18 protein-coding genes and 1 riboswitch are annotated in these 20,167 nt (G+C 72.7%); of the genes, 13 read left to right on the forward strand and 5 right to left on the reverse strand.

What is annotated here, in order from left to right; genetic code table 11:
- Positions 1-159 precede the first annotated feature (159 nt).
- Positions 160-269, forward strand: a riboswitch (TPP riboswitch).
- The 7 genes from thiE (at position 264) to thiC (ending at position 6,092) form a co-directional block, all read left to right on the forward strand.
- Positions 264-887: a thiamine phosphate synthase gene (gene thiE / locus AB0B55_RS25870; protein WP_357126475.1), complete on the forward strand. Its 624-nt coding sequence runs from the start codon at positions 264-266 to the stop codon at positions 885-887. It overlaps the preceding riboswitch by 6 nt.
- Positions 884-1,978: a glycine oxidase ThiO gene (gene thiO, locus AB0B55_RS25875; RefSeq protein ID WP_357174376.1), complete on the forward strand. Its 1,095-nt coding sequence runs from the start codon at positions 884-886 to the stop codon at positions 1,976-1,978. Before thiE ends, thiO begins: the two co-directional genes overlap by 4 nt.
- A complete protein-coding gene (gene thiS / locus AB0B55_RS25880) occupies positions 1,978-2,178 on the forward strand; it encodes a sulfur carrier protein ThiS (RefSeq protein WP_357126469.1) in 201 nt (66 codons plus the stop codon). Before thiO ends, thiS begins: the two co-directional genes overlap by 1 nt.
- Positions 2,175-2,954, forward strand: a complete 780-nt coding sequence (locus AB0B55_RS25885) for a thiazole synthase (RefSeq protein WP_357174379.1) — start codon at positions 2,175-2,177, stop codon at positions 2,952-2,954. The genes thiS and AB0B55_RS25885 overlap by 4 nt, the downstream gene beginning before the upstream one ends.
- Positions 2,951-3,700 (forward strand): thiamine phosphate synthase, encoded by a 750-nt coding sequence (locus AB0B55_RS25890; protein WP_357126463.1) that lies wholly within the window; start codon positions 2,951-2,953, stop codon positions 3,698-3,700. Before AB0B55_RS25885 ends, AB0B55_RS25890 begins: the two co-directional genes overlap by 4 nt.
- Positions 3,697-4,482, forward strand: coding sequence for a bifunctional hydroxymethylpyrimidine kinase/phosphomethylpyrimidine kinase (thiD, locus tag AB0B55_RS25895; RefSeq protein ID WP_357126460.1), 786 nt, complete (start codon positions 3,697-3,699; stop codon positions 4,480-4,482). Before AB0B55_RS25890 ends, thiD begins: the two co-directional genes overlap by 4 nt.
- A gap of 17 nt (positions 4,483-4,499) precedes the next feature.
- Positions 4,500-6,092: a phosphomethylpyrimidine synthase ThiC gene (gene thiC / locus AB0B55_RS25900; protein ID WP_357126457.1), complete on the forward strand. Its 1,593-nt coding sequence runs from the start codon at positions 4,500-4,502 to the stop codon at positions 6,090-6,092.
- Positions 6,093-6,183: 91 nt separating this feature from the next.
- Here the strand turns inward: thiC and AB0B55_RS25905 are convergent, their stop codons facing one another.
- The 4 genes from AB0B55_RS25905 to AB0B55_RS25920 all read right to left on the reverse strand — a co-directional run bounded on the left by AB0B55_RS25905 (position 6,184) and on the right by AB0B55_RS25920 (position 11,370).
- Positions 6,184-9,249, reverse strand: a complete 3,066-nt coding sequence (locus AB0B55_RS25905; RefSeq protein ID WP_357174382.1) for a hypothetical protein — start codon at positions 9,247-9,249, stop codon at positions 6,184-6,186.
- A 77-nt stretch (positions 9,250-9,326) separates the two neighbouring features.
- Complete coding sequence (locus AB0B55_RS25910) at positions 9,327-9,635, reverse strand: cupin (RefSeq protein WP_355050737.1); 309 nt, start codon at positions 9,633-9,635, stop codon at positions 9,327-9,329.
- Entirely contained in the window at positions 9,632-10,582 is a 951-nt protein-coding gene (locus tag AB0B55_RS25915; RefSeq protein WP_357126598.1) for an LLM class F420-dependent oxidoreductase, read from the reverse strand. The genes AB0B55_RS25910 and AB0B55_RS25915 overlap by 4 nt, the downstream gene beginning before the upstream one ends.
- A 2-nt stretch (positions 10,583-10,584) precedes the next feature.
- Complete coding sequence (locus AB0B55_RS25920; protein WP_357126451.1) at positions 10,585-11,370, reverse strand: ABC transporter ATP-binding protein; 786 nt, start codon at positions 11,368-11,370, stop codon at positions 10,585-10,587.
- Positions 11,371-11,639: 269 nt separating this feature from the next.
- Between AB0B55_RS25920 and AB0B55_RS25925 the strand changes: the two genes are divergently transcribed.
- Complete coding sequence (locus AB0B55_RS25925) at positions 11,640-12,671, forward strand: ABC transporter substrate-binding protein (protein WP_355050735.1); 1,032 nt, start codon at positions 11,640-11,642, stop codon at positions 12,669-12,671.
- Between the two features lie 128 nt (positions 12,672-12,799).
- The gene (locus AB0B55_RS25930; protein WP_357174385.1) at positions 12,800-13,660 is read left to right on the forward strand and encodes an ABC transporter permease; all 861 of its coding nucleotides are present in this window, start codon (positions 12,800-12,802) and stop codon (positions 13,658-13,660) included.
- A 135-nt stretch (positions 13,661-13,795) separates the two neighbouring features.
- On the opposite strand, the gene AB0B55_RS25935 is transcribed toward AB0B55_RS25930, so the two are convergent.
- The gene (locus AB0B55_RS25935) at positions 13,796-14,977 is read right to left on the reverse strand and encodes an ABC transporter substrate-binding protein (RefSeq protein WP_357126444.1); all 1,182 of its coding nucleotides are present in this window, start codon (positions 14,975-14,977) and stop codon (positions 13,796-13,798) included.
- 446 nt (positions 14,978-15,423) lie between these two features.
- Between AB0B55_RS25935 and AB0B55_RS25940 the strand changes: the two genes are divergently transcribed.
- From AB0B55_RS25940 to AB0B55_RS25955, 4 genes are all read left to right on the forward strand, one after another.
- Positions 15,424-18,621: a sensor histidine kinase gene (locus AB0B55_RS25940; protein WP_357126441.1), complete on the forward strand. Its 3,198-nt coding sequence runs from the start codon at positions 15,424-15,426 to the stop codon at positions 18,619-18,621.
- Positions 18,618-19,025: a roadblock/LC7 domain-containing protein gene (locus tag AB0B55_RS25945; protein ID WP_007465177.1), complete on the forward strand. Its 408-nt coding sequence runs from the start codon at positions 18,618-18,620 to the stop codon at positions 19,023-19,025. Before AB0B55_RS25940 ends, AB0B55_RS25945 begins: the two co-directional genes overlap by 4 nt.
- An 89-nt stretch (positions 19,026-19,114) precedes the next feature.
- Positions 19,115-19,480, forward strand: a complete 366-nt coding sequence (locus AB0B55_RS25950; protein WP_282305307.1) for a DUF742 domain-containing protein — start codon at positions 19,115-19,117, stop codon at positions 19,478-19,480.
- Positions 19,461-20,087, forward strand: a complete 627-nt coding sequence (locus AB0B55_RS25955; protein ID WP_357126437.1) for an ATP/GTP-binding protein — start codon at positions 19,461-19,463, stop codon at positions 20,085-20,087. The genes AB0B55_RS25950 and AB0B55_RS25955 overlap by 20 nt, the downstream gene beginning before the upstream one ends.
- The last annotated feature ends 80 nt before the right edge of the window (positions 20,088-20,167 follow it).

Raw genomic sequence — 20,167 nt, forward strand, 5'->3', positions numbered from 1 at the left:
TCTGCTGCATCGATGTCCGGCAAGATGCCGGCGGGTAACGGTTCTGCAACGGCGGGCGACATTCCGAACAGGACAGGAGAAAGCACCCCGATCGATACGCCGCCTCGGGTCGATGACCCACCCTTGGCAGCGGAGGCCGAACTGTCGTACGGTGACACGCAAGTAACCCACGGGAGCCCGGTGTACCGGGCTGAGAGGGGGGCTGACAGCCCCCGACCGTCGAACCTGATCCGGGTAATGCCGGCGCAGGGAGGAGCGTTGCCGTGCCGTCCCTTGGACGACTGCATCTGATCACCGACACCCGACCCGGGCGCGATCCCCTCACCGTGGTCCGGGCCGCCCTCGCGGCGGCCCACGCCGACCTCGTCGTGCAGGTCCGGGTCCAGGACTCCGCCACCGACCGCGAGGCGTACGACCTGGCCGCCCGGGTGCTCGCGCTGTGCGCGCCGTACGGGGCGACGTGCCTGATCAACGACCGACTGCACGTGGCGCTGGCGGTCGACGCCGCCGGTGGACACGTCGGCGCCGACGACCTGCCGGTCGCCGCGGCCCGGCACGTGCTCGGCCCCACCGGCGTGCTGGGCGTCACCGCCCGCGAGCCGCGCGGCGCGGTCGAGGCGGTCGTCGCCGGGGCCACCTACCTCGGCGTCGGCCCGTGCCACGCCACCAGCACCAAGTCCGGCCTGCCCGACCCCATCGGGGCAGTCGGGGTACGCGACGTCGTCGACGCCGTCGACGTGCCGGTCATCGCGATCGGGGGAGTGACCGCCGACCGGGTGCCGGCGCTGCGCGCCGCCGGGGCGTACGGGGTGGCCGTGGTCGGGGCGGTCTCCTCGGCCGCCGATCCGGGACGGGCTACCACCGACCTGCTGCGGGCGCTGGCGTGACCCGCGCCGACGTGGCGGTGGTGGGCGCGGGCCCGATCGGGCTGGCGATCGCGTGGCGCTGTGCCACCCGTGGCCTGCGCGTCGAGGTGCACGACCCGACGCCCGGGTCGGGGGCGTCGGCCGTCGCCGCCGGGATGCTCTCCCCGGTCGCCGAGGCGTACTTCGGGGAACGGCGACTGACCGAGCTGCTGGTGGCCTCCGCCGCGCGTTGGCCCGCGTTCGCCGCCGAACTGACCGACGCCAGCGACGCCACGATCGGCTACCGGACCGAGGGCACCCTGATGGTCGGGCTGACCGGCGACGACCTGGCCGAGGCCCGCCGGCTGTGGGCGTACCAACAGGGTCTGGATCTGCCGGTGACGGCGCTGCGCCCCACTGAGCTGCGCGACCGCGAGCCGGCGCTCGCGCCCCGGGTTCGCGGCGGCGCGTTCGCGCCCACCGACCACCAGGTCGATCCCCGGCGGCTGGTGCCGGCGCTGCGCACGGCCGCGCGGCGGGCCGGCGCGGCGTTCGTGCCGCGGCCGGTCCGGCGATTGTCCGAGGTGGAGGCCGGAGTCACGGTGGTCGCGGCCGGTTGCGGCGCCGCCGCCCTCACCGGCCTGCCGGTTCGGCCGGTGAAGGGCCAGATCCTCCGGCTGCGCGCGCCCGGCGGCGTCGCGCCGGGCTTCCGGCACGTGATCCGGGGGTACGCCGACGGCGAGCACGTCTACCTGGTGCCCCGCGCCGACGGCGAGGTGGTGCTCGGCGCGACGGTCGAGGAGCGGTCGGACACCACCGTCACCGCCGGCGCGGTGCAGCGGCTGCTGCGCGCCGGGGTCGACCTGCTGCCCGAACTGACCGAGTACGACCTGGTGGAGGCCGTCGCCGGGCTGCGGCCCGGTACCCCGGACAACGCGCCGATCCTCGGGCCGCTGCCCGGCCGGCCGGACGTGCTGGCCGCCACCGGGCACCACCGGCACGGCATCGTCCTGACCCCGGTCACCGCCGAGGCGATCACCGAACTGGTGCTCACCGGAACGCCCGACCCGCTGCTCACCGGCTTCGGCGCCGACCGGTTCGCCGGCCCGAGAAGCAGTTTCGAGGAGGAGTGATGGAGCTGACGGTGAACGGAGCCGGGCGCAGCGTCCCCGGCGGTGTGTCGGTGGCCGACCTGGTCCAAGACGTCGCGCCGCACCAGCGTGGCGTCGCGGTCGCGGTCAACGGCGAGGTGGTGCCCCGGGCCGGCTGGCCGGCCACGGAGCTGCGCGACGGCGACCAGGTCGAGGTGCTCACCGCCGCGCAGGGCGGGTGAGCGGCGTGCCGTTCGAACTGGGTGGGGAGACGTTCGGCTCGCGGTTGATCCTCGGCACCGGCGGGGCCGCGAACCTGCACGTGCTGGAGCAGGCGATCCGGGCGTCCGGCACGGAACTCGTCACGCTGGCACTGCGCCGGGTGGACACCGCCCCGGGCACCGGAGGCGGGCTGCTGGACCTGCTGGACCGGTGCGGCGTACGGCTGCTGCCGAACACGGCCGGCTGCCACACCGCGGCCGAGGCGGTGAAGGTGGCCCGGCTGGCGCGCGACGCGTTCGATACCGACTGGGTGAAGCTGGAGGTGATCGGCGACGAGCGGACGCTGCTGCCCGACGGGGTGGAGCTGCTCCGCGCCGCCGAGGAACTCGTCGCCGACGGTTTCACGGTGCTGCCGTACACCAGCGACGACCCGGTGCTCGCCCGCCGCCTCGCCGACGTGGGCTGCGCCGCGGTGATGCCCGCCGGGGCGCCGATCGGCTCGGGACTCGGCATCGGCAACCCGCACCACATCCGGCTGATCCGGCAGAGCGTGGACGTGCCGGTGATCCTCGACGCCGGCATCGGCACCGCCTCCGACGCGGCGCTCGCCATGGAGCTGGGCTGCGACGCCGTCCTGCTGGCCAGCGCGGTCACCCGGGCCGCCGACCCGGTGGCGATGGCGACGGCGATGCGGTACGCCGTCGAGGCCGGCCGCCTGGCGGCGGGCGCGGGCCGGATCGCCCGGCGCTTCCACGCCCTCGCGTCCACCCCCGACGAGGGAAGACCGAACCTGTGACGGGGTCGCCGCCGGCCGGGGTGGTCCTGTTGACCGATCGGCTGGTCGCCAGGAGCGGTCTCGAACGGGTCGTGGCGGGGGCGGTCGCCGGGGGAGTGCGCTGGGTCGTGCTGCGGGAGAAGGACCTGCCCCGCGCCGAGCGCGCCGCCCTCGCCGTCGAGCTACGCGCGATCCTCGCCGACGCCGGCGGGACCCTCATCGTGGCCGGCCCCGACCCGCTGGGCGGCGACGTCGTCCACCTGCCGGCCGCCGGCCCGTACCCGCCGCCACGCCACGGTCTGGTCGGCCGCTCCTGCCACAACGAGACCGAACTGAACCGCCTCACCACCGAGCACTACGCCACCCTCTCCCCGATCTGGCCCACCACCACCAAACCCGGCTACGGCCCACCCCTACAAGCAACGGGCCTGCGAAAGCTGATCGAGATCAGCCCGGTGCCCCTGTTGGCGCTGGGTGGCATCGAAACCCCGGAACAGGTAACCGCCTGCGTGCAGGCAGGAGCCGCCGGAGTGGCAGTACTCGGCGCACTCATGCGCGCAAGAAACCCCGAAGAGGCAGCGGCAAACCTGACCAGCGCCTTCGAAGAGGCGGTCACCCAGAAGGTCCTAAAAGGCCGGCACGGGCGCACGGAGGTCCCCCGGTCAGGGCTGCGGCCGACCGTGCCCACGCAGGGATCAAGCCTGACCGCCCGGAGTGGGCACGGTCGGCCGCCGCCCCAAACCGCGACCACGAAGGAAAGCCAGTGACCCCGAAAACCACGCTAACCATCGCCGGCTCCGACTCCGGCGGTGGCGCGGGCATCCAGGCGGACCTCAAGGTCTTCGCGGCGCTCGGCGCGTACGGCACGAGTGTCCTCACGGCGGTCACCGCGCAGAACACCCGGGGTGTCGACGCCGTCCTGCCGTTGCCACCGCGCACGGTCGCGGAGCAGTTGGACAGCGTGCTCGCCGACTTCACCGTGGGCGCGGTCAAGACGGGGATGCTCGGCACCCCGGCCGTCGCCGACGTGGTGGCTCAGGCGGCCCGGGACGGTCGGTTGCCCCAGCTCGTCGTCGATCCGGTGCTGGTCGCGACGAGCGGTCACCGGCTGGGCGTGGTGGGCGCGGTGGAGCGGCTGCTTCCGTACGCCCGGGTGGCGACGCCGAACTGCGCGGAGGCCGCGGCCATCACCGGACGTGGCGTGGACGACGTGGCGGGGATGGTCGTGGCCGCCGAGGCGCTTGCGGCCGGCGGCCCGGAGTACGTGGTGGTCACCGGCGGCGACGTCGCTGGGGACGAGGCGGTCGACGTGCTGTGCGGCGCTGGCGTCACCACTCTGCTGCGCGGTCCCCGGGTGGACACCCGGCACACCCACGGCACCGGCTGTTCGTTCTCGGCGGCCGTCGCCGTGCGGCTGGCGCTGGGGGATCCGGTGCCGGCGGCGGTGCAGGTCGCCAAGGAGTACGTGTTCCGCGCGCTGACCGGCGGGCGGGGCTGGGAGCTGGGCACGGGGCGCGGGCCGCTGGATCACTTCGGCTGGTCCGCCTGATCACCAGGGAGGTTGTCATGCAGGCACGAGGCAAGGTGTACGTCGAGGGGTCGCGGCCGGATGTGCGGGTGCCGTTCGCGGAGGTGACGCTGACCGGTGACCATCCGCCGGTACGGCTCTACGACACGTCCGGCCCGGGGTCGGACCCGGCGGTGGGGTTGCCGGCGCTGCGTGGTCCGTGGATCGCCGAGCGCGGTGACGTGGCCCCCGTGCGGGGCGCGGGCACGCCGCTGGCCGGCGCGGAGGGTCGTCGGCCCACGCAGTTCGCGTACGCGCGGGCGGGTGTGGTGACGCCGGAGATGGAGTTCGTGGCGATCCGGGAGAACGTCGACCCGGAGCTGGTCCGGACCGAGATCGCCGCCGGTCGGGCGGTGCTGCCGCTGAACGTGAACCACCCGGAGTGCGAGCCGGCGATCATCGGTAAGGCGTTCCTGGTCAAGGTGAACGCCAACATCGGCACGTCGGCGGTCAGCTCGTCGGTAGCCGAGGAGGTGGAGAAGCTGACCTGGGCGACCCGGTGGGGCGCGGACACCGTGATGGACCTGTCCACGGGCAAGCGGATCCACGAGACCCGTGAGGCGATCGTGCGCAACTCCCCGGTGCCGATCGGGACGGTGCCGATCTATCAGGCGTTGGAGAAGGTCGGCGGCGACCCGGTGAAGTTGAGCTGGGAGGTGTTCGCCGAGACCGTCATCGAGCAGGCCGAGCAGGGCGTGGACTACATGACGGTGCACGCCGGGGTGCTGCTGCCGTACGTGCCGCTGGCCGTGGACCGGGTGACCGGGATCGTCTCCCGGGGCGGCTCGATCATGGCGGCCTGGTGCCTGGCGCACCACGAGGAGAACTTCCTGTACACCAACTTCGCGGAGCTGTGCGCGATCCTCGCGCGCTACGACGTGACGTTCTCGCTCGGTGACGGGCTGCGGCCCGGTTCGATCGCGGACGCCAACGACGAGGCGCAGTTCGCCGAGCTACGCACCCTCGGTGAGCTGACGAAGGTCGCCTGGGAGCACGACGTGCAGGTGATGATCGAGGGCCCGGGTCACGTGCCCATGCACAAGATCAAGGAGAACGTGGACCTCCAGCAGGAGTGGTGCCACGAGGCGCCCTTCTACACGCTCGGTCCACTGACCACCGACATCGCGCCCGCGTACGACCACATCACCTCGGCGATCGGCGCGGCGATGATCGGCATGTTCGGGACCGCCATGCTCTGCTACGTCACCCCGAAGGAGCACCTCGGCCTGCCGGACCGGGACGACGTGAAGGCCGGCGTGATCGCGTACAAGATCGCCGCCCATGCTGCCGACCTGGCCAAGGGGCACCCCGGCGCGCAGGCGTGGGACGACGCGCTGTCGAAGGCACGGTTCGAGTTCCGCTGGGAGGACCAGTTCAACCTCTCGCTGGACCCGGAGACCGCGCGCTCGTACCACGACGCGACGCTGCCGGCCGAGCCCGCGAAGACCGCCCACTTCTGCTCGATGTGCGGCCCGAAGTTCTGCTCCATGAAGATCACCCAGGAGCTGAAGGAGTACGCCGCCCGCGGCATGAAGGACAAGTCGGAGGAGTTCGTCTCCGGCGGCGGGAAGGTCTACCTGCCCCTGGCCTGACGGTTTGGCGCGGTCGACCCCGGGTTCCGGGAAGTCGGGGCGTCCTGGCCGGCAGGAAGGCCCGAATTCACGGAACCCGGGGTCGGTCGGTTCAGTCGCGGTGGTGGCGGCCGGTGGAGCGCAGCGAGCGACGGCCGCTCTCCTGCTCGGGCTCGTTGTCGGTGACCGGCTTGCTCAGGCCGGCGACCCAGTCGACGAACTCCTCGTCCTGCGAGGGCAGCGGCTCCGCCGCATCGGGCGCGGGCCGGCTCTCCTCGTCGGCCCGCACCCGGTTACGCCGGAACAGCCCGCCGAGCCGCCCTCGCCGGGAGGACCGCCCGTCGTCCGTGGACGTCCGCGCGGGGTCGTTCGCCGGCTCGGCCCTGCCGGCGGTGGTGGACGCGTCCCCCTGCTCCGGTACGACCGGAGTGATCGACGGCGGCACGATGGACCTCGCCAGGGCGGCCATCGCCCTGGCCTGGTCGGTCGTACCGGCGGGGGTCTGGTCCGGCGTGCTGACAGCAGGTCCGGCGGTGCCGGCCTCGGCCGCGCTGGTGTTCTGGTCCGGCGTACCGGTGCTCTGATCCGATGCTCTGGCGCGGCGGGTGGTGTCGAAGGCGTCCCAGGTGGGCACCCGGCTCAGGTCGGGCAGGGGTGCCCGGTGCCGGAAGCGGGGCGTCCAGTCGGTCGACTCCTCGGCGCTCGCGGCCGCATCCGCAGTCGACGGTTCCGGGTCGGTCGACGCCGTGGTCCACGACGGGGTGGCCGACCAGGCCGGCGCTGCCGGCGTCCACCGGTCGGCCCCCGCGTCGCCCGCAGTCGGCTCGCCGAACAGCGAAGCGCCGGTGCCACCCTCGGCCGTCGCCGGTCCGGTGCGGCGGCCCGCCCCGGGCTCCGCGACCGGGATGGAGCCGTCGGCGGGCAGGACCGCACCCTCTTCGGCGACCAGGGCGTCGGGTTCCGCTGCAGCGGTCCGTGCCGCTTCGCCGGGCTCGACGCCTTCACCCTCGGGGGAGGGGCGCGGCGCGTCCTTGCCGAGCGGCTGGTCGGCGCTTGTCACGTCGGCGCCCTTGCCGGCGCGGGCCGTCCGCTTGGCGCGTCCGCCGGTCGTCGCTTCGGTGCTCGTACCGGTGGGCGCCGCTCCGGCGGTTGACGTCGCGCTGGTGTTCGTCCCGGTGGCCGCCGCCGTGCCGTCCTCGGCCGCGGTCGTCGAGGTGGCGGTCGTCGAGGTGGCGGCCGGTACGGACTTCGGCTTGCGCGAGCGACGCGGCTTGGGCGTGGACACGTCGGCGGTGCTGTCCGTGTCGGCGGCGCTGCCCGCGTCGGCGGCGCTGTCCGTGTCGGCGGCGCTGTCCGTGCTCGTGGTGCCGGCGACCTCCACGACCTGTGGACCCGTGCTCGGCCCAGCCACGTCCACGACCTGCGGGCCTGTGCTCGGCGTGCCGGCATCGGCCACGACCTGCGGATTCGTGCCCTGCGTGCTCGGGGTGCCGGAATTGGTCGCGACCGGCTCGCCGGTGTCGCCCGCGCTCGGCGTGCCCGCGCCGCCCCCGGCCCGCGTGCCCGCCCTACGGGCGACCGGAGTGACGGTGGCGCCCGCAAGCGGAGTGCTCGTGTCACCGGAGCCGTCCGTGCCGACCGGGGCTTCCATGTCGGGCGGCGCTTGCGTGGCGCTGATCGTCGTGCGGTCGCTGCCCGGCTTGTCCCAGCCGGTCGTCGCGCTGTCTGTCGCGCCGTCGCCGCCCGCGTCGGGCGTCGGGCTGCCGGCTGCCGATGCGGGCGTGGTGGGCGTCGGGCTGACGGCTGCCGACGCGGGCGTGGTGGACGTCGCAGCGGTACGGGCCGGGTCGGCGGCACCGCCGGTCGCGTCCTCGTCGCGGCTCGACGGCTGCCGCCCGGCGGTGAACTCGCCGGTCGGGTCGGTCAGCCAGGAGGCGCGGGCCGGTGTGCGGTCGTGCCGTGCGCCGGTGGCGAACGGGTCCGGAGTCGCGGCGTCCGCTGCCGACCCGGCGGCGTCGGACCGCTGGCGGGGGCCGGCGGGTCGAGGGCTCTCGCCCGCGCGCGTCGCGTCGGCGGGGACCGGGCCGTGCTGGCCGCTCACCGTGGCAGACGGCCAGTCCCAGTGGGCGGGGACGGTGCGTACACCTGTGGTGTCGTCACCGGCACGCGGACCCGCAGCCGTCTCGACCAGCTGTCGGCCGGCGGGCCCGGGGTGGTCCTCGGCCTGGTCCGCCGGCGTCGCCTGGTCACCGCCCGGCAGCGTCGGGCCGGTGGGCAGCGGACGCAGGATGTCGGTGGGCGCGATCGCCTCGGAGTCGGCGGCGCGGACGCCGACGGGCCAGCGCAGCAGGGCGGCCGCCGCAGCCCCGAGGGCGCCGGCGAGGACGGCGATCAGCGCGCCGTAGTAGGGGGTCGTCTGGTAGCGGTCGACGGCGTCGCCGGGGCCGGCGGTCAGGTAGGCGAACGCCACCAGCACCGGACCCGCCACCCCGGTCGCCGCGCTGATCAGCGGTATCTGGCCGCGCCACCGGGCCAGTCCGGCGGTCGCCGCGCCCGCGAGCAACGCCACCAGGGGCAGCACGAGCAGCGCCAGGCGCTGCGCGGCCGCGTCGTTGAGCCAGTTCGGTTCGAGTACGCCGAGTCGGACCGTGGGCAGCGGGCCGGACGTGCCGAGCGACGGCAGAACGGAGACCAGCGCCAGCAGCCAGATCGTCCCGGCAACGGCCGCCATGTTCCAGCCCAGCACCGGCCGGAGCAGTACGGCGATGGCCGCGCCCGCTCCGATGACCGCGCCGAGGATGGCGCAGATGCTGACCGCCCAGACCGGGTCCACCGAGATCAACTCGGCGGCTCGGGCGGGCTGCATACAGAGCGGGGCGACGGCGGTGGCGCCGAGCGCGGCAGCGCCAGCGATGGCGAGGTGCCGGCCGGTGCTGGCCGGCGGGGTGTCCCGGCGGGCCAGTCGTCCGGTCAGGACGGCGCCGGCCACGGCGGCGTTCGCGGCGAACCAGCCCACCCAGACGAGCTGGGCCGGCCACTGGTTTACCGTCGAGCCGGTGAAGGCGCCGGTGAGCCGGACGATGCCGAAGCCGTACGCGACGCCGAGTTGGCCGGCTCCGGCCAGCACACTCACCCCGAGCGCCGTGAGCAGCAGTCTGCCCCAGGTCCGATAGGCCATGTCGGGCACGTTACGCACCTGGTACACCCGATCGCCACCGGCGCGCCGCGCGGCGCGCCGGGGCACGCCGGGCGGGTCTACTTGAGTTCGACCAGTCGGGCCAGGTATGTCGTGTCCCCGACATTGGTGAGCATGTGTACCGCGCCGGGGTCGCGATAGACGACACCGCCGGTGGGCTCGTCGGCGTCGATCCGGGTCCCGTCGATCGTCTGCACGACGTTCTTCGCGCCCTGGATCGCCACCACCAGGTAGGGGTGGTCGTGCCGGTGCAGGGGCTGACGCTCACCCGGTTCGAGCCGGATGTGCCAGACCCGGACCCGGTCGTTCTCGTACACGACCTCCTGGCCCACGGGCCCGAGTTCGGTGCCGTCGATCACGTCGGTCATCGTCCACCGTCCAGTTGGGGAAGCACCTCGGCGGCGATCAGCTCGAGGTGGTCGAGGTCGTCGAGATCGGTGAGGCGCAGGTGCACCCGGCTCGCGCCGATCTCGGCGAACTCGCCGATCCGCTGCACCAGCTCTGCCGGCGAGCCGACCACCGGGTCCTCCGGCGGCAGCGCGCTCTTCTCGTGCAGGGGCGCGGCCCGTCGGGCGGCCTCCGCGTCGGTACGCCCGATGGCCACCACGATGCCGGCGGAGAGCACCAGCGGCGCTCGCCCGGTCTCGGCCCGACCGGTACGGTCGCACGCCTCCCGAACGCGGTCGTACGCCCCGGCGGTCTCGGCCACGGACTTGAACGGCATGTTGAACTCGTCGGCGTACCGGGCGGCCAGCTCGGGGGTCCGCTTGGGACCGCGGCCGCCCACGATGATCGGCGGACCGGGCACCTGCGCCGGCTTGGGCAGCGCGGGCGCGTCCACCAGCCGGTAGTGGTCACCGGTGAAGCTGTACGTCTCGCCCACCGGGGTGGACCACAGCCCGGTGATCACCTCAAGCTGCTCGGCCAGCCGGTCGAAGCGTTCGCCGACGGCCGGGAACGGGATGCCGTACGACGTGTGCTCGCGCTGGTACCAGCCGGCGCCGATGCCGAGGTCGACCCGGCCGCCGCTCATCTGGTCGACCTGCGCGACCAGCACGGCGAGGGGGCCGGGCAGGCGGAAGGTGGCCGACGTCACCAGGGTGCCGAGCCGGATCCGTTCGGTCTCCCGGGCCAGCGCGGCGAGGGTCAGCCAGGCGTCCGTCGGGCCGGGCAGGCCCGGGTCGTCGCCCATCGACTGGTAGTGGTCGGCCCGCAGGAATCCCTCGAAGCCACCGGCCTCGGCCAGTCGGGCGAACCGGAGCTGGGTGTCGTAGTCGGCACCCCGGTGCGGCTCGGTGAACACCGACACCCGCATGGTCATCGTCCCTCCGCGCCGGCCGTGGCCGGCTGGTCGCGTTCCATCAACAGTTCGTGCAGGTCGGCGCTGACCCGGGCGACGTCGGCGAGGTGGGCGTTGCGGCCCAGGGTGCGTGGACGGGGAATGGCCACCTCGACCACCTTGCGGATCCGGCCGGGCCGGGGGCTCAGCACGATCACCCGGTCGGCGAGCAGCACCGCCTCGTCGATCGAGTGGGTGACGAAGACGATGGTGGGCTTGTTCTCCATGTGCACGCGCTGGAGTTCGCCGGACAGCTCCTCGCGGGTGAGCGCGTCGAGCGCGGAGAACGGCTCGTCCATCAGCATCACCCGGGGTTCGCCGATCAGCGACCGGCACAGCGACACCCGCTGCTGCATGCCGCCGGAGAGTTCGTGCGGCAGCCGCTTCTCGAACCCGGCCAGGCCGGCCACGTCGAGCAGTTGCCGGGCCCGCTCGCGGTGCTTGGCGCGACTCCAGCCGAAGATCTCCACCGGCAGCAGGACGTTGTCCAGCACGCTGCGCCAGGGCAGCAGCGCCGGCTTCTGGAACAGCATGGCGATGTCGCGGCGGGGTCGCGTGATCGGCGTACCGGCCACAGTGATCTCGCCGGAGGTCAGCGGGAGCAGCCCGGCGATCAGCCGCAGCAGGGTGGACTTGCCGCAGCCCGAGCGCCCGAGGACGGCGACGAACTCGCCCTCGGCGACGTCGAGGTCGATGCCGCGTAGGGCTTCGACCTGGCCGGACCGGCCTTCGAAGGTACGCGACACCCCGGACAGTCGGATCATCTGCGGCGGACCTCCGCTGAGTGGACGGTCAGGAATCCGACAAAGGCTAGCCGCCCTGTTGACATGTCGCACCGTCCGGGGTCGTCGTCAGGTTGTTTCCGATCCGCAACCCGGTACGCCTGGCGTCGCAACTGTGGGTTTCTCGTACGCTGTGCCCGCGAAGAGTCCCCTCACGATGGCGGTGCCCGGCTTGCCCCTCCCGCCGGTACCGCCGCGACAACCCCCTCCGGTGGCCTGCGGCCCCGGTCGGAAAGGACATGGTGCTACTGATGAGAAGGCTGACCCGTACGGTCGCTACGGCCGCGCTGGCCACTGCCCTCGCCCTCGTCTCCGCCTGCAGCAGCGGGTCGGACTCGTCCGACGACGCCAAGGGTGGCAAAGACGGAGCACTGGAGAAGGTGACCTACCTCACCTCCTTCGGCAACTTCGGCCGTGACTCCTACGCCTGGGTGGCGAAGGACAAGGGCTTCTTCAAGGAGGCCGGCTTCGACGTCGAGATCAAGGCCGGCCAGGGCACCGGCGGCGTGATCCAGACGGTCGTCGGCGGTCAGGCGGACTTCGGGCCGATCGACCTCACCGGTGGTCTGCTCCAGCTCGGCAACGGTCAGGCGAAGGACTTCACCGCCGTGGCCGCGATCCAGCAGCGCACGATGGCGGGCATCGCCACCGTCGAGGGCAAGAACATCAACTCGCCCAAGGACCTGGAGGGCAAGAAGCTCGCCGACACCCCCGGCTCCGTGGTGCGCAACCTGTTCCCGACGTACGCCCGGCTCGCCGGTGTGGACGCCAGCAAGGTGACCTGGGTCAACGGTGAGGCGCAGGCGCTGATCGGCACGCTGGCCTCCGGCTCGGTGGACGGCATCGGCCAGTTCGTCGTCGGTCAGCCGACGATCGAGGCGGTGTCCAAGAAGAAGGCCGTCATGCTGCCGTACAGCAACGTGATGCAGGACCTCTACGGCAACGTGCTGATCACCTCCAGCAAGATCGCCAAGGAGAAGCCCGAGATGGTGAAGCGGTTCACCGCAGCGCTGCTCAAGGGCCTCGAGTACAGCCTGGCGAACTCCAAGGAGGCCGGCGAGATCCTGAAGAAGAACGTCGACGCCGCCAACCCGGTGGCCGCCGCCGCCGAGCTGGACCTGATGGCCGCGTACGTGCGCTCCGGCAACTCCGGCACCGCGATCGGCACGCTGGACAGCGGCCGGGTGGCGAAGAGCATCGCGATCCTGCAGGGCGCGGGCGCGCTCAAGCAGAACATCACCCCCGAGCAGATCATCGACTTCAGCCTCGCGCCGAAGGCCTGATCGTCCGGTCGTCACCAGGGGGTACGTTCCACCGGTCTCCGGTGGGGCGTACCCCCGTCGCTTGTCGGCCCTCGGGGCCGGCGAATCCTGTCGGCCCTTGCGGGCCGGCGAACAACGAGGAGGACAAGATGACCGACGTCCGCTCAGCCGAGCCGGTGGTGACGGGGCCCGCACCCTCGGGCGCCGGCCGCCAGGCGCGTCGGGCGGGTCGGGGCGCCGGCCTGCGGGCGGGGACCGGGGCGGCGCTGCTGCCCGCGGCCGGTCTCGTGGTCGCCCTGGCCGTGTGGTGGCTGGTCGCCCGGCTGGAGCTGGTCCACCCGGCCGCCCTGCCGCCGCCGGGGGACGTGCTCAGCGCGTTCGTCGACAAGCCCGCCCAGATGCTGGAGCACACCTGGGCCACCCTGCTGGAGATCCTGATCGGGTTCGTCCTGTCGGCCGCCGCCGGTGTCCTGATCGGACTCTCCCTGGCCAGCTCCCACACGGTCGAGCGGATGTTCACGCCGCTGCTGGTCGCGGTGAACGCCGTGCCGAAGATCACCCTGGGCCCGCTGCTGGTGGTGGCGCTGGGCTGGGGGCAGAAGCCGATCCTGACCATGGTGTTCCTGCTCTGCTTCTTCCCCATCGTGCTGTCCACCGCGACGGGGTTGACCACCACGCCGGCCGACCTGGCCGAGCTGGTCCGGTCCTGGAACGCCTCCCGTTGGCAGGCGTTCCGCAAGGTGCGGTTCCCGGCGGCGCTGCCGCAGATCTTCGTCGGTCTCAAGGTGGCCATGCCGCTGGCGGCCATTGGCGCGGTGATCGGCGAGTTCCAGGCCGGGGAGAAGGGCCTGGGCTACGTGATCACCCAGTACGCGGGCGTCGGCGACACCGCCACCGCCTGGGCGGCGATCATGCTGGTGGCGCTGGTCAGCATCCTGCTCTACTCCGCGCTCGTGCTCGTCGAGCGGATCGCGCTGCCCTGGGTACGAGAGACCACCAGCAGCCGCTGACCCGGTGAGGCGGGAGGCCAGGGTAGATCTTGGGCAGCCCGGCACGGTCGTCTAACAGTCACAACTTCGGTGATACTGCTGCTTCCCGAGTGGCGGAGGCAGCAGTATCACCGAAGTTGCGTGGATCTTGGCGGGTTACCCCGCGAGCCGCCAGCGCCCGTTGCGCGCGACGAGCGTGGTGAGCGCCTGCGGCATGAGCCCCGAGTGGTTGTCGGGCGTCATGCGGATCGGGCCGGAGAGGCCGTCGATCTGGGACGTCTCCAACACGTCCCGGATGCCGTCCCGGTCGACCTTCCCCGCCGGGCCGCCGGCCCGCAGTTCGGCGTCGGCGATCAGCTGGATCGCGTCGGCGGCGAAGGAGGACGAGCCGTTGTAGCCGCCGAAGCGGGCCGTGTAGTCCTGGAACCACTGCCGCCGGGCCGCCTTCGCCGGCGTGGTGGCGATCACGTCGTCGATGACCATGGTCTGGGTGAAGACCATCGTGGCCTTCTCGGTGGCCCGGGCCGCCGCGCCGAGGAAGAGGTCGCCGGCCGCTCCCGCGTCGAAGAAGAGCGACCCGCGGAACGCGGCCTGCTGGGCGCTGGTCGCGGCGAGCGCGGCCTGCTCCGGCGGGGTCCAGACGACCAGCGCGTCGGGCTTGAGCTTGACGAGCTTGCCGATCTGCTGGCCGACCTCGGTGTCGGTGGTCTTCACCGATTCCTCGCCGGCCACCTTGATGGTGGTCTTGCCCAGTTCGCGGCGCAGCGCGAGGACGCCCTCGCGGCCGTAGTCGTCGTTACTGGCGAGCAGGGCGACCTTGCGGACGTTCTTGCGACGTAGTTCGGTGGTGAGCGCCGAGGCGCTGTCGGCCGCGTTCGGGCCCAGCTTGAACACGTAGCGCCGGTCGGCGACCGGGCTCGAGATCGCCCCGGAAGCGGCCAGCGCAATGGTGGGAATCCGCTTCTCGTTGATGACGCCGACCGCGCCGACCGCGCATTCGCTACAACCGCCCATGACGATCGCGCTGACCCGGGAATCGCTGCTGAAGTCCGCGATGTTGCGCAGTGACTCGGCAGCGTCGGAACGGTTGTCCTTGATCCTAAGGTCGATCTTCCGGCCGTTCAGTGCTCCGGAGGAGTTCAACTGGTCTCTCTTGAGTTCCAGCGCGCGCTGGTATGCCCGGCCCATTGGTGCCGCGGCACCGGAGAGCTCGAGGTCGGCGGCGATCACGATCGGACTCGTGTCCTGCTCCGCTTCGCCGAACTGGCAGCCGGTGAGCGTGGTGGCCACGAGGGCCGATGCGAGCGCCGCGATGGTCGCGGAGCGGATGGGGCTCAACTCAGTCCTCCAGGTGCGGGCGCGGGCGCTGCCCGGTCACCGCCGCTAATCCGTCCTCAGTGGAGGACGGGATCTCCTCTGCCGTACGGTGTGTGCGCGAAGCCTGCAAAACCTTGCCAATGGCCGGCGCTGTGGTCAAGCGCGGACCCCGGTTGCATTTTCGGGACGGTCATCCCACATGCTGGGGTAACGCAATGTTTGCAAAACCTCACTTTGCATACACGCGTGACCACTCTGGAGTTACATGCCCTGATCAGGGGCTTGCGGAAATGAAGGTATCAGTTGACCGGATCAAGGGTTCCGCGCCGTCCGACCGTTTCCTACCTCACTGCGGCTTCCCAAACACGATCTTCTCTGATGAAATCGCGGCCGTGCCGCGCGTGGTCCCCTCCGCTCCCGGCACGGCTCGGCGGGTCAGGCGGGGAAGAAACGACGGAGGCGATGTCGTGAGCACCGGACCGACGACCCTGCCCGCGATCGGCGGCGATACCGGGCGTACGCGCCGGCGCATGCCGAGGCTGCGGGACGCCCGGATCCGGTCCAAACTGGCGCTGATCCTGGTCGTTCCGGTGGCCGCGGTGATCGCGCTCGCCACCGTCCGACTCATCTCGATCGGCGAGGGCGCCTACGACGCCACCCGGGCCCGGTCGCTCACCGCGCTCGCCATCGACGTCAGCGCGCTGACCCAGGATCTGCAGGCCGAGCGGATGGCGGCGGCGGCCTACCTGGCCACTCCGCAGCAGCCGGCCGACGCGTACAACCTGCGGGTACGCCAGACGCAGCAGCGGGTGGACGAGTACCGCGCCGAGCGTGACCGGATCGGCGAGGTGCCGACGGCGGTGCGGGACCGGCTGGCGGCGATCGACGACCACCTGGCCACCCTGGACGGCACCCGCCAGGAGGTGCTGGACCGCCGGCAGATGGCGGTCGCCGAGGCGGTCCTGCGCTACGGCGTCATCCTCACCGACCTGATCAGCTACGGCGACGGGCTGGCCCAGCTACCCGGCGACGAGAGCCTGGCGGACAGTCGCCGCGCCGTCGCCGCCTTCGCCCGCGCCAAGGCGTCCGTCGCCGAGGAGGAGGCGGTCGCCTTCACCGCGCTGACCGCCGGCCAGCTCGACCCGGAGCAGTTCTCCTCCTTCGTGGCCACACTGACCAGCCAGCAGGAGGCGCTCGTCGCCTTCTCGCTCGCCGCCGACCCCGTGCAGCGGGCCCTGGTCGACAGCACCGTCTCCGGTGACGCCGTCGGCCTCTCCGACCGGGTCGCCACCGACATCACCCGGTCCGTCGGGCAGCGCGCTCTGGTGAGCGCGCAGGACGCCACCGCGGCCATCGGCGCGGTGAACGACCTGATGCGTTGGGCCGAGATCCAACTGCAGGACCGGCTGCTCGACCAGGCCGACGAGGCACGCTCGGACGTCATCCGGCAGGCCGTGGTCGAGTCGATCCTGGTGCTGCTCACCCTGATCATCGCCGTGTCGCTGGCCGTGGTGCTGGCCCGGTCGCTGAACCACTCGCTGCGCCGCCTGCGCGAGGGCGCGCTCTCGGTGGCCAACCACGACCTGCCGGACGCCGTGCAGCGACTGCAGAACATGGGCAGCGTCGGCGACGGCGGGGTGGACGAGATCGTCCGGCAGGTCCGGGATCCGATCCAGCTCAACAGCCGCGACGAGGTCGGTCAGGTGGCGTCGGCCTTCAACGTCGTCCACCGGGAGGCGGTCCGGGTCGCGGCCGAACAGGCCGCGCTGCGCACCAGCGTCTCGGCGATGTTCCTCAACCTGGCCCGCCGTAGTCAGACCCTGGTCGACCGGATGATCGGCGAGCTGGACGCGATCGAGCGCGGCGAGGAGGACCCGAAGCGGCTGGCCCAGCTCTTCGAGTTGGACCACCTGGCCACCCGAATGCGCCGCAACGACGAGAACCTGCTGGTCCTGGCCGGCGCGGACTCGGCCGTACCGCGCCGCGACGACGCGCTCGTCGTCGACGTGCTGCGCGCCGCCCAGTCCGAGGTCGAGCTGTACAACCGCATCGAGTTCGGCACCGTCGACACCGACATCTCGGTGGCCGCGCACGCGGTCAACGACGTCGTACGCCTCGTCGCCGAACTGCTCGACAACGCCACCCGGTTCTCGCCACCGAACACGACGGTCGTCGCCGACGGTCGCCGCATCCGCGACTACGTGCTGATCCAGATCGAGGATCGCGGGCTCGGCCTCACCGACGAGCAGCTCGACTCGCTCAACCGTCGGCTGGCCGCCCCGCCGAGCGTGGACGTCGCCGCGTTCCGGCTGATGGGTCTGGCCGTGGTGAGCCGGCTCGCGTCCCGCTACGGCATCCGGGTGGAGCTGCGCCGCAACGTCGAGGGCGGCACGGTCGCCCAGGTGACGCTGCCCGCCGCCACCGTGATCCTGCCCAGCAGCCGGGGACGCGAGCAGGCGCTCACCCGCCCCCGTCAGCCGATGGCCGTCGAGCAGACGCCGCTCACCCCGGTCGGCCACGCCGAGTCGTACGCCGGCGCGACCACCACGGCGGCCACGCTGCCGGACCAGTGGCGGAGCAACGCCCCGGCGCCCGCGCAGTGGCAGTCCCCACTCGACACGCGGGACACCACCCCGGCCGTGCAGGCCGGCGGATACACCGGTGCGCGTCCGACGGTGCCGCCCGCCGCCGCGCCGGCCGCGCCGGCACCGCCCGCGCGACCGTCGTACGGCAACGGCAACGGCACTTCGGCGGGTAGCCCCACCGTGGCGTACCCGACCATCGACGCGCTGCCCCGGCGGGGCGCGGCGGCCGACACCACGGACGCCCGGAGCGCGTCGGTGCTGCCGGTCGGTCCGGTCGCCGGGCCGGGCGCGGTCGCCCCGCCGGCGCCGCCCGCGCCGCCGCTCCCGCCCGTGCAGCCCGCCACGCCGTCGCTCCCGCCCGTGCAGCCCGCCGCGCCGGTCGCGCCGCCGACGCCGGCCGCGCCGGTCAGCAACCGGCCGGAGTTCCCCGCCGAAGCGCCGATCTTCCGGGAGATGGAGGCGGTCTGGTTCCGGTCGCACGGCGACGACGCCACCGCGATCTTCACCCGGCCGCAGTTCGACACGCCGCCCCCGCCGGCCGACGCCGGCACGCGGGTCACCAACGGTGGCCCGTCGAGCGCCGCGAAAGCGCCGGCCCGACCGCCGCTGCCCACCCGGACCCCGGGCAGTTCCGAGGGCACCGGAGCGCAGAGCATGGGAAGCATGGACGGATTCGGCACCGCGAAGGCCGGCGGTCGTACCGCCTCGACGCCGACGCCACCACCGTCCTACGCCCCGGCGCCGGCCGCTCCGGCGGCCCCCGTCGCGGCTCCCGCGCCGGCCGCCGCGCCGCCGGCCCCGGACCCGGACGCTTGGCGCACGGCGGCCGACGAGGGGTGGACGCTGGCCAGCCGGGCCGCCGAGCCGGCCCCCGCCGGCACCACCCGCTCGGGTCTGCCGAAGCGGGTGCCGCAGGCGCAGCTCGTGCCGGGCGGTATCGAACCGAAGGGTGGCCGGGACCGCAGCCGGCGGACCCCCGACGAAGTACGCGGCCTGTTGTCGGCCTACCACCGTGGCGTGCAGCGCGGTAGGTCGGCTGGTACGGACCTGAACAGCACCTCGACCAAGGAGAGCCGATGAACAGGCCAGCTGCCATGCAGGACATGGGTTGGCTGCTCACCAACTTCGCCGACAGCGTGGCCGGTATCGCCCACGTGGTGGCGGTGTCCGCCGACGGGCTGCTGCTCGCGTCCTCCCGGGACCTGCCGGGGGACCGGGCCGACCAGCTCGCCGCGATCACCTCCGGCGTGGTGAGCCTGACCGAGGGTGCGGCCCGGATGTTCAGCGCGGGCGGTGTGTTGCAGACCGTCATCGAGATGGACAGCGGTTACCTGTTCCTCATGTCGATCAGCGACGGTTCGTCGATGGCCGTGCTGGCCGCGCGGAGCTGTGACGTGGGCCAGGTGGGCTACGAGATGGCGCTGCTGGTGGAACGGGTGGGCGCGGCGCTGGTGCCGCTGCCCCGGGACGCGGTGCGTTCGTAGCGCCACAGTCCGGCGCGCGGACCGCGCGCCGGAGCAGGGAGGGGAGGCGGTCTCTACCGGCTCCGCGGGAGACGAGGAGGTGATCGGGGATGGACCAACGACGCGTTGACCCGCGTGGCGCGTTGGTGCGTCCGTACGCGGTCACCCGTGGTCGTACCGAGCCCCGGCAGGACATCGCCCTCGAGGCGGTCCTCACCTCCTCTCCCACCCAGGTTGCCGAGTCCCGTTTCGCGGGGCACGACAAGCACCGAATCGCCACGGTCTGCGAGGGCCGTGCACAGTCGCTGGCGGAGATCGCCGCGTACACCCGGATGCCGCTGGGCGTCGCCCGGGTGCTGGTCGCCGACATGGTGGCCGAGAGCCTGCTGACGTTACACACTGCTGCTCCCGCCGAGGGGTTCGAGGAGCGGATGGAACTGCTTGGAAGGGTGCTAAGTGGACTTCGCAGGCTATGACCCCGCTGGGGGGCGGCAGCCGAGCCGGGGAATCGTCTCCGCGAAGATCGTCGTCGCGGGCGGTTTCGGCGTCGGTAAGACGACCCTGGTCGGCGCGATCTCCGAGATCACGCCGTTGACGACCGAGGCGGTGATGACCGCGGCCGGTGTCGGCATCGACGACCCGTCCAAGGTGCCCGGCAAGGAGACCACCACGGTCGCCATGGACTTCGGTCGTATCACCATGGCCCAGGACCTGATCCTGTACCTGTTCGGTACGCCGGGTCAGACCCGCTTCTGGTTCATGTGGGATGAGATCATCCGAGGGGCGGTGGGTGCCGCCGTCCTGGTGGACACCCGTCGGATCACGGACGCGTTCGCCCCGCTGGACTACTTCGAGAACCGGAACCTGCCGTACGTGGTGGCGCTGAACAACTTCGACGGCGCTCCCCAGTATGAGCTGGAGGAGATCCGCGAGGCGCTGGCCATCTCGCCGCAGGTGCCGCTGGTCATGACCGACGCCCGGCAGCGGGACTCGGTCAAGCAGGTGCTGGTGACGGTGGTCGAGCACGCCATGCTCCGCCTCCAGGCGGAGCACGGCCGGGGCTTCCCCACGCCGGTCGGCTGAACCCACGGTCACGGCCGGCTGGATCCACGGTCACCGCCGACTGAACCCACGGCCACGGCCGGCTGGCGACAGCCGGCCGT

This window comes from Micromonospora sp. NPDC049107 (genome assembly GCF_040648595.1).
Classification (GTDB): Bacteria; Actinomycetota; Actinomycetes; order Mycobacteriales; family Micromonosporaceae; genus Micromonospora.

Coding starts and splice junctions, on each gene's coding strand:
- thiS (WP_357126469.1), top strand. CDS start 1,978: ATGGAGCTGACGGTGAACGGAGCCGGGCGCAGCGTCCCCGGCGGTGTG.
- thiC (WP_357126457.1), top strand. CDS start 4,500: ATGCAGGCACGAGGCAAGGTGTACGTCGAGGGGTCGCGGCCGGATGTG.
- AB0B55_RS25905 (WP_357174382.1), bottom strand. CDS start 9,249: ATGGCCTATCGGACCTGGGGCAGACTGCTGCTCACGGCGCTCGGGGTG.
- AB0B55_RS25910 (WP_355050737.1), bottom strand. CDS start 9,635: ATGACCGACGTGATCGACGGCACCGAACTCGGGCCCGTGGGCCAGGAG.
- AB0B55_RS25915 (WP_357126598.1), bottom strand. CDS start 10,582: ATGCGGGTGTCGGTGTTCACCGAGCCGCACCGGGGTGCCGACTACGAC.
- AB0B55_RS25920 (WP_357126451.1), bottom strand. CDS start 11,370: ATGATCCGACTGTCCGGGGTGTCGCGTACCTTCGAAGGCCGGTCCGGC.
- AB0B55_RS25925 (WP_355050735.1), top strand. CDS start 11,640: ATGAGAAGGCTGACCCGTACGGTCGCTACGGCCGCGCTGGCCACTGCC.
- AB0B55_RS25930 (WP_357174385.1), top strand. CDS start 12,800: ATGACCGACGTCCGCTCAGCCGAGCCGGTGGTGACGGGGCCCGCACCC.
- AB0B55_RS25945 (WP_007465177.1), top strand. CDS start 18,618: ATGAACAGGCCAGCTGCCATGCAGGACATGGGTTGGCTGCTCACCAAC.
- AB0B55_RS25950 (WP_282305307.1), top strand. CDS start 19,115: ATGGACCAACGACGCGTTGACCCGCGTGGCGCGTTGGTGCGTCCGTAC.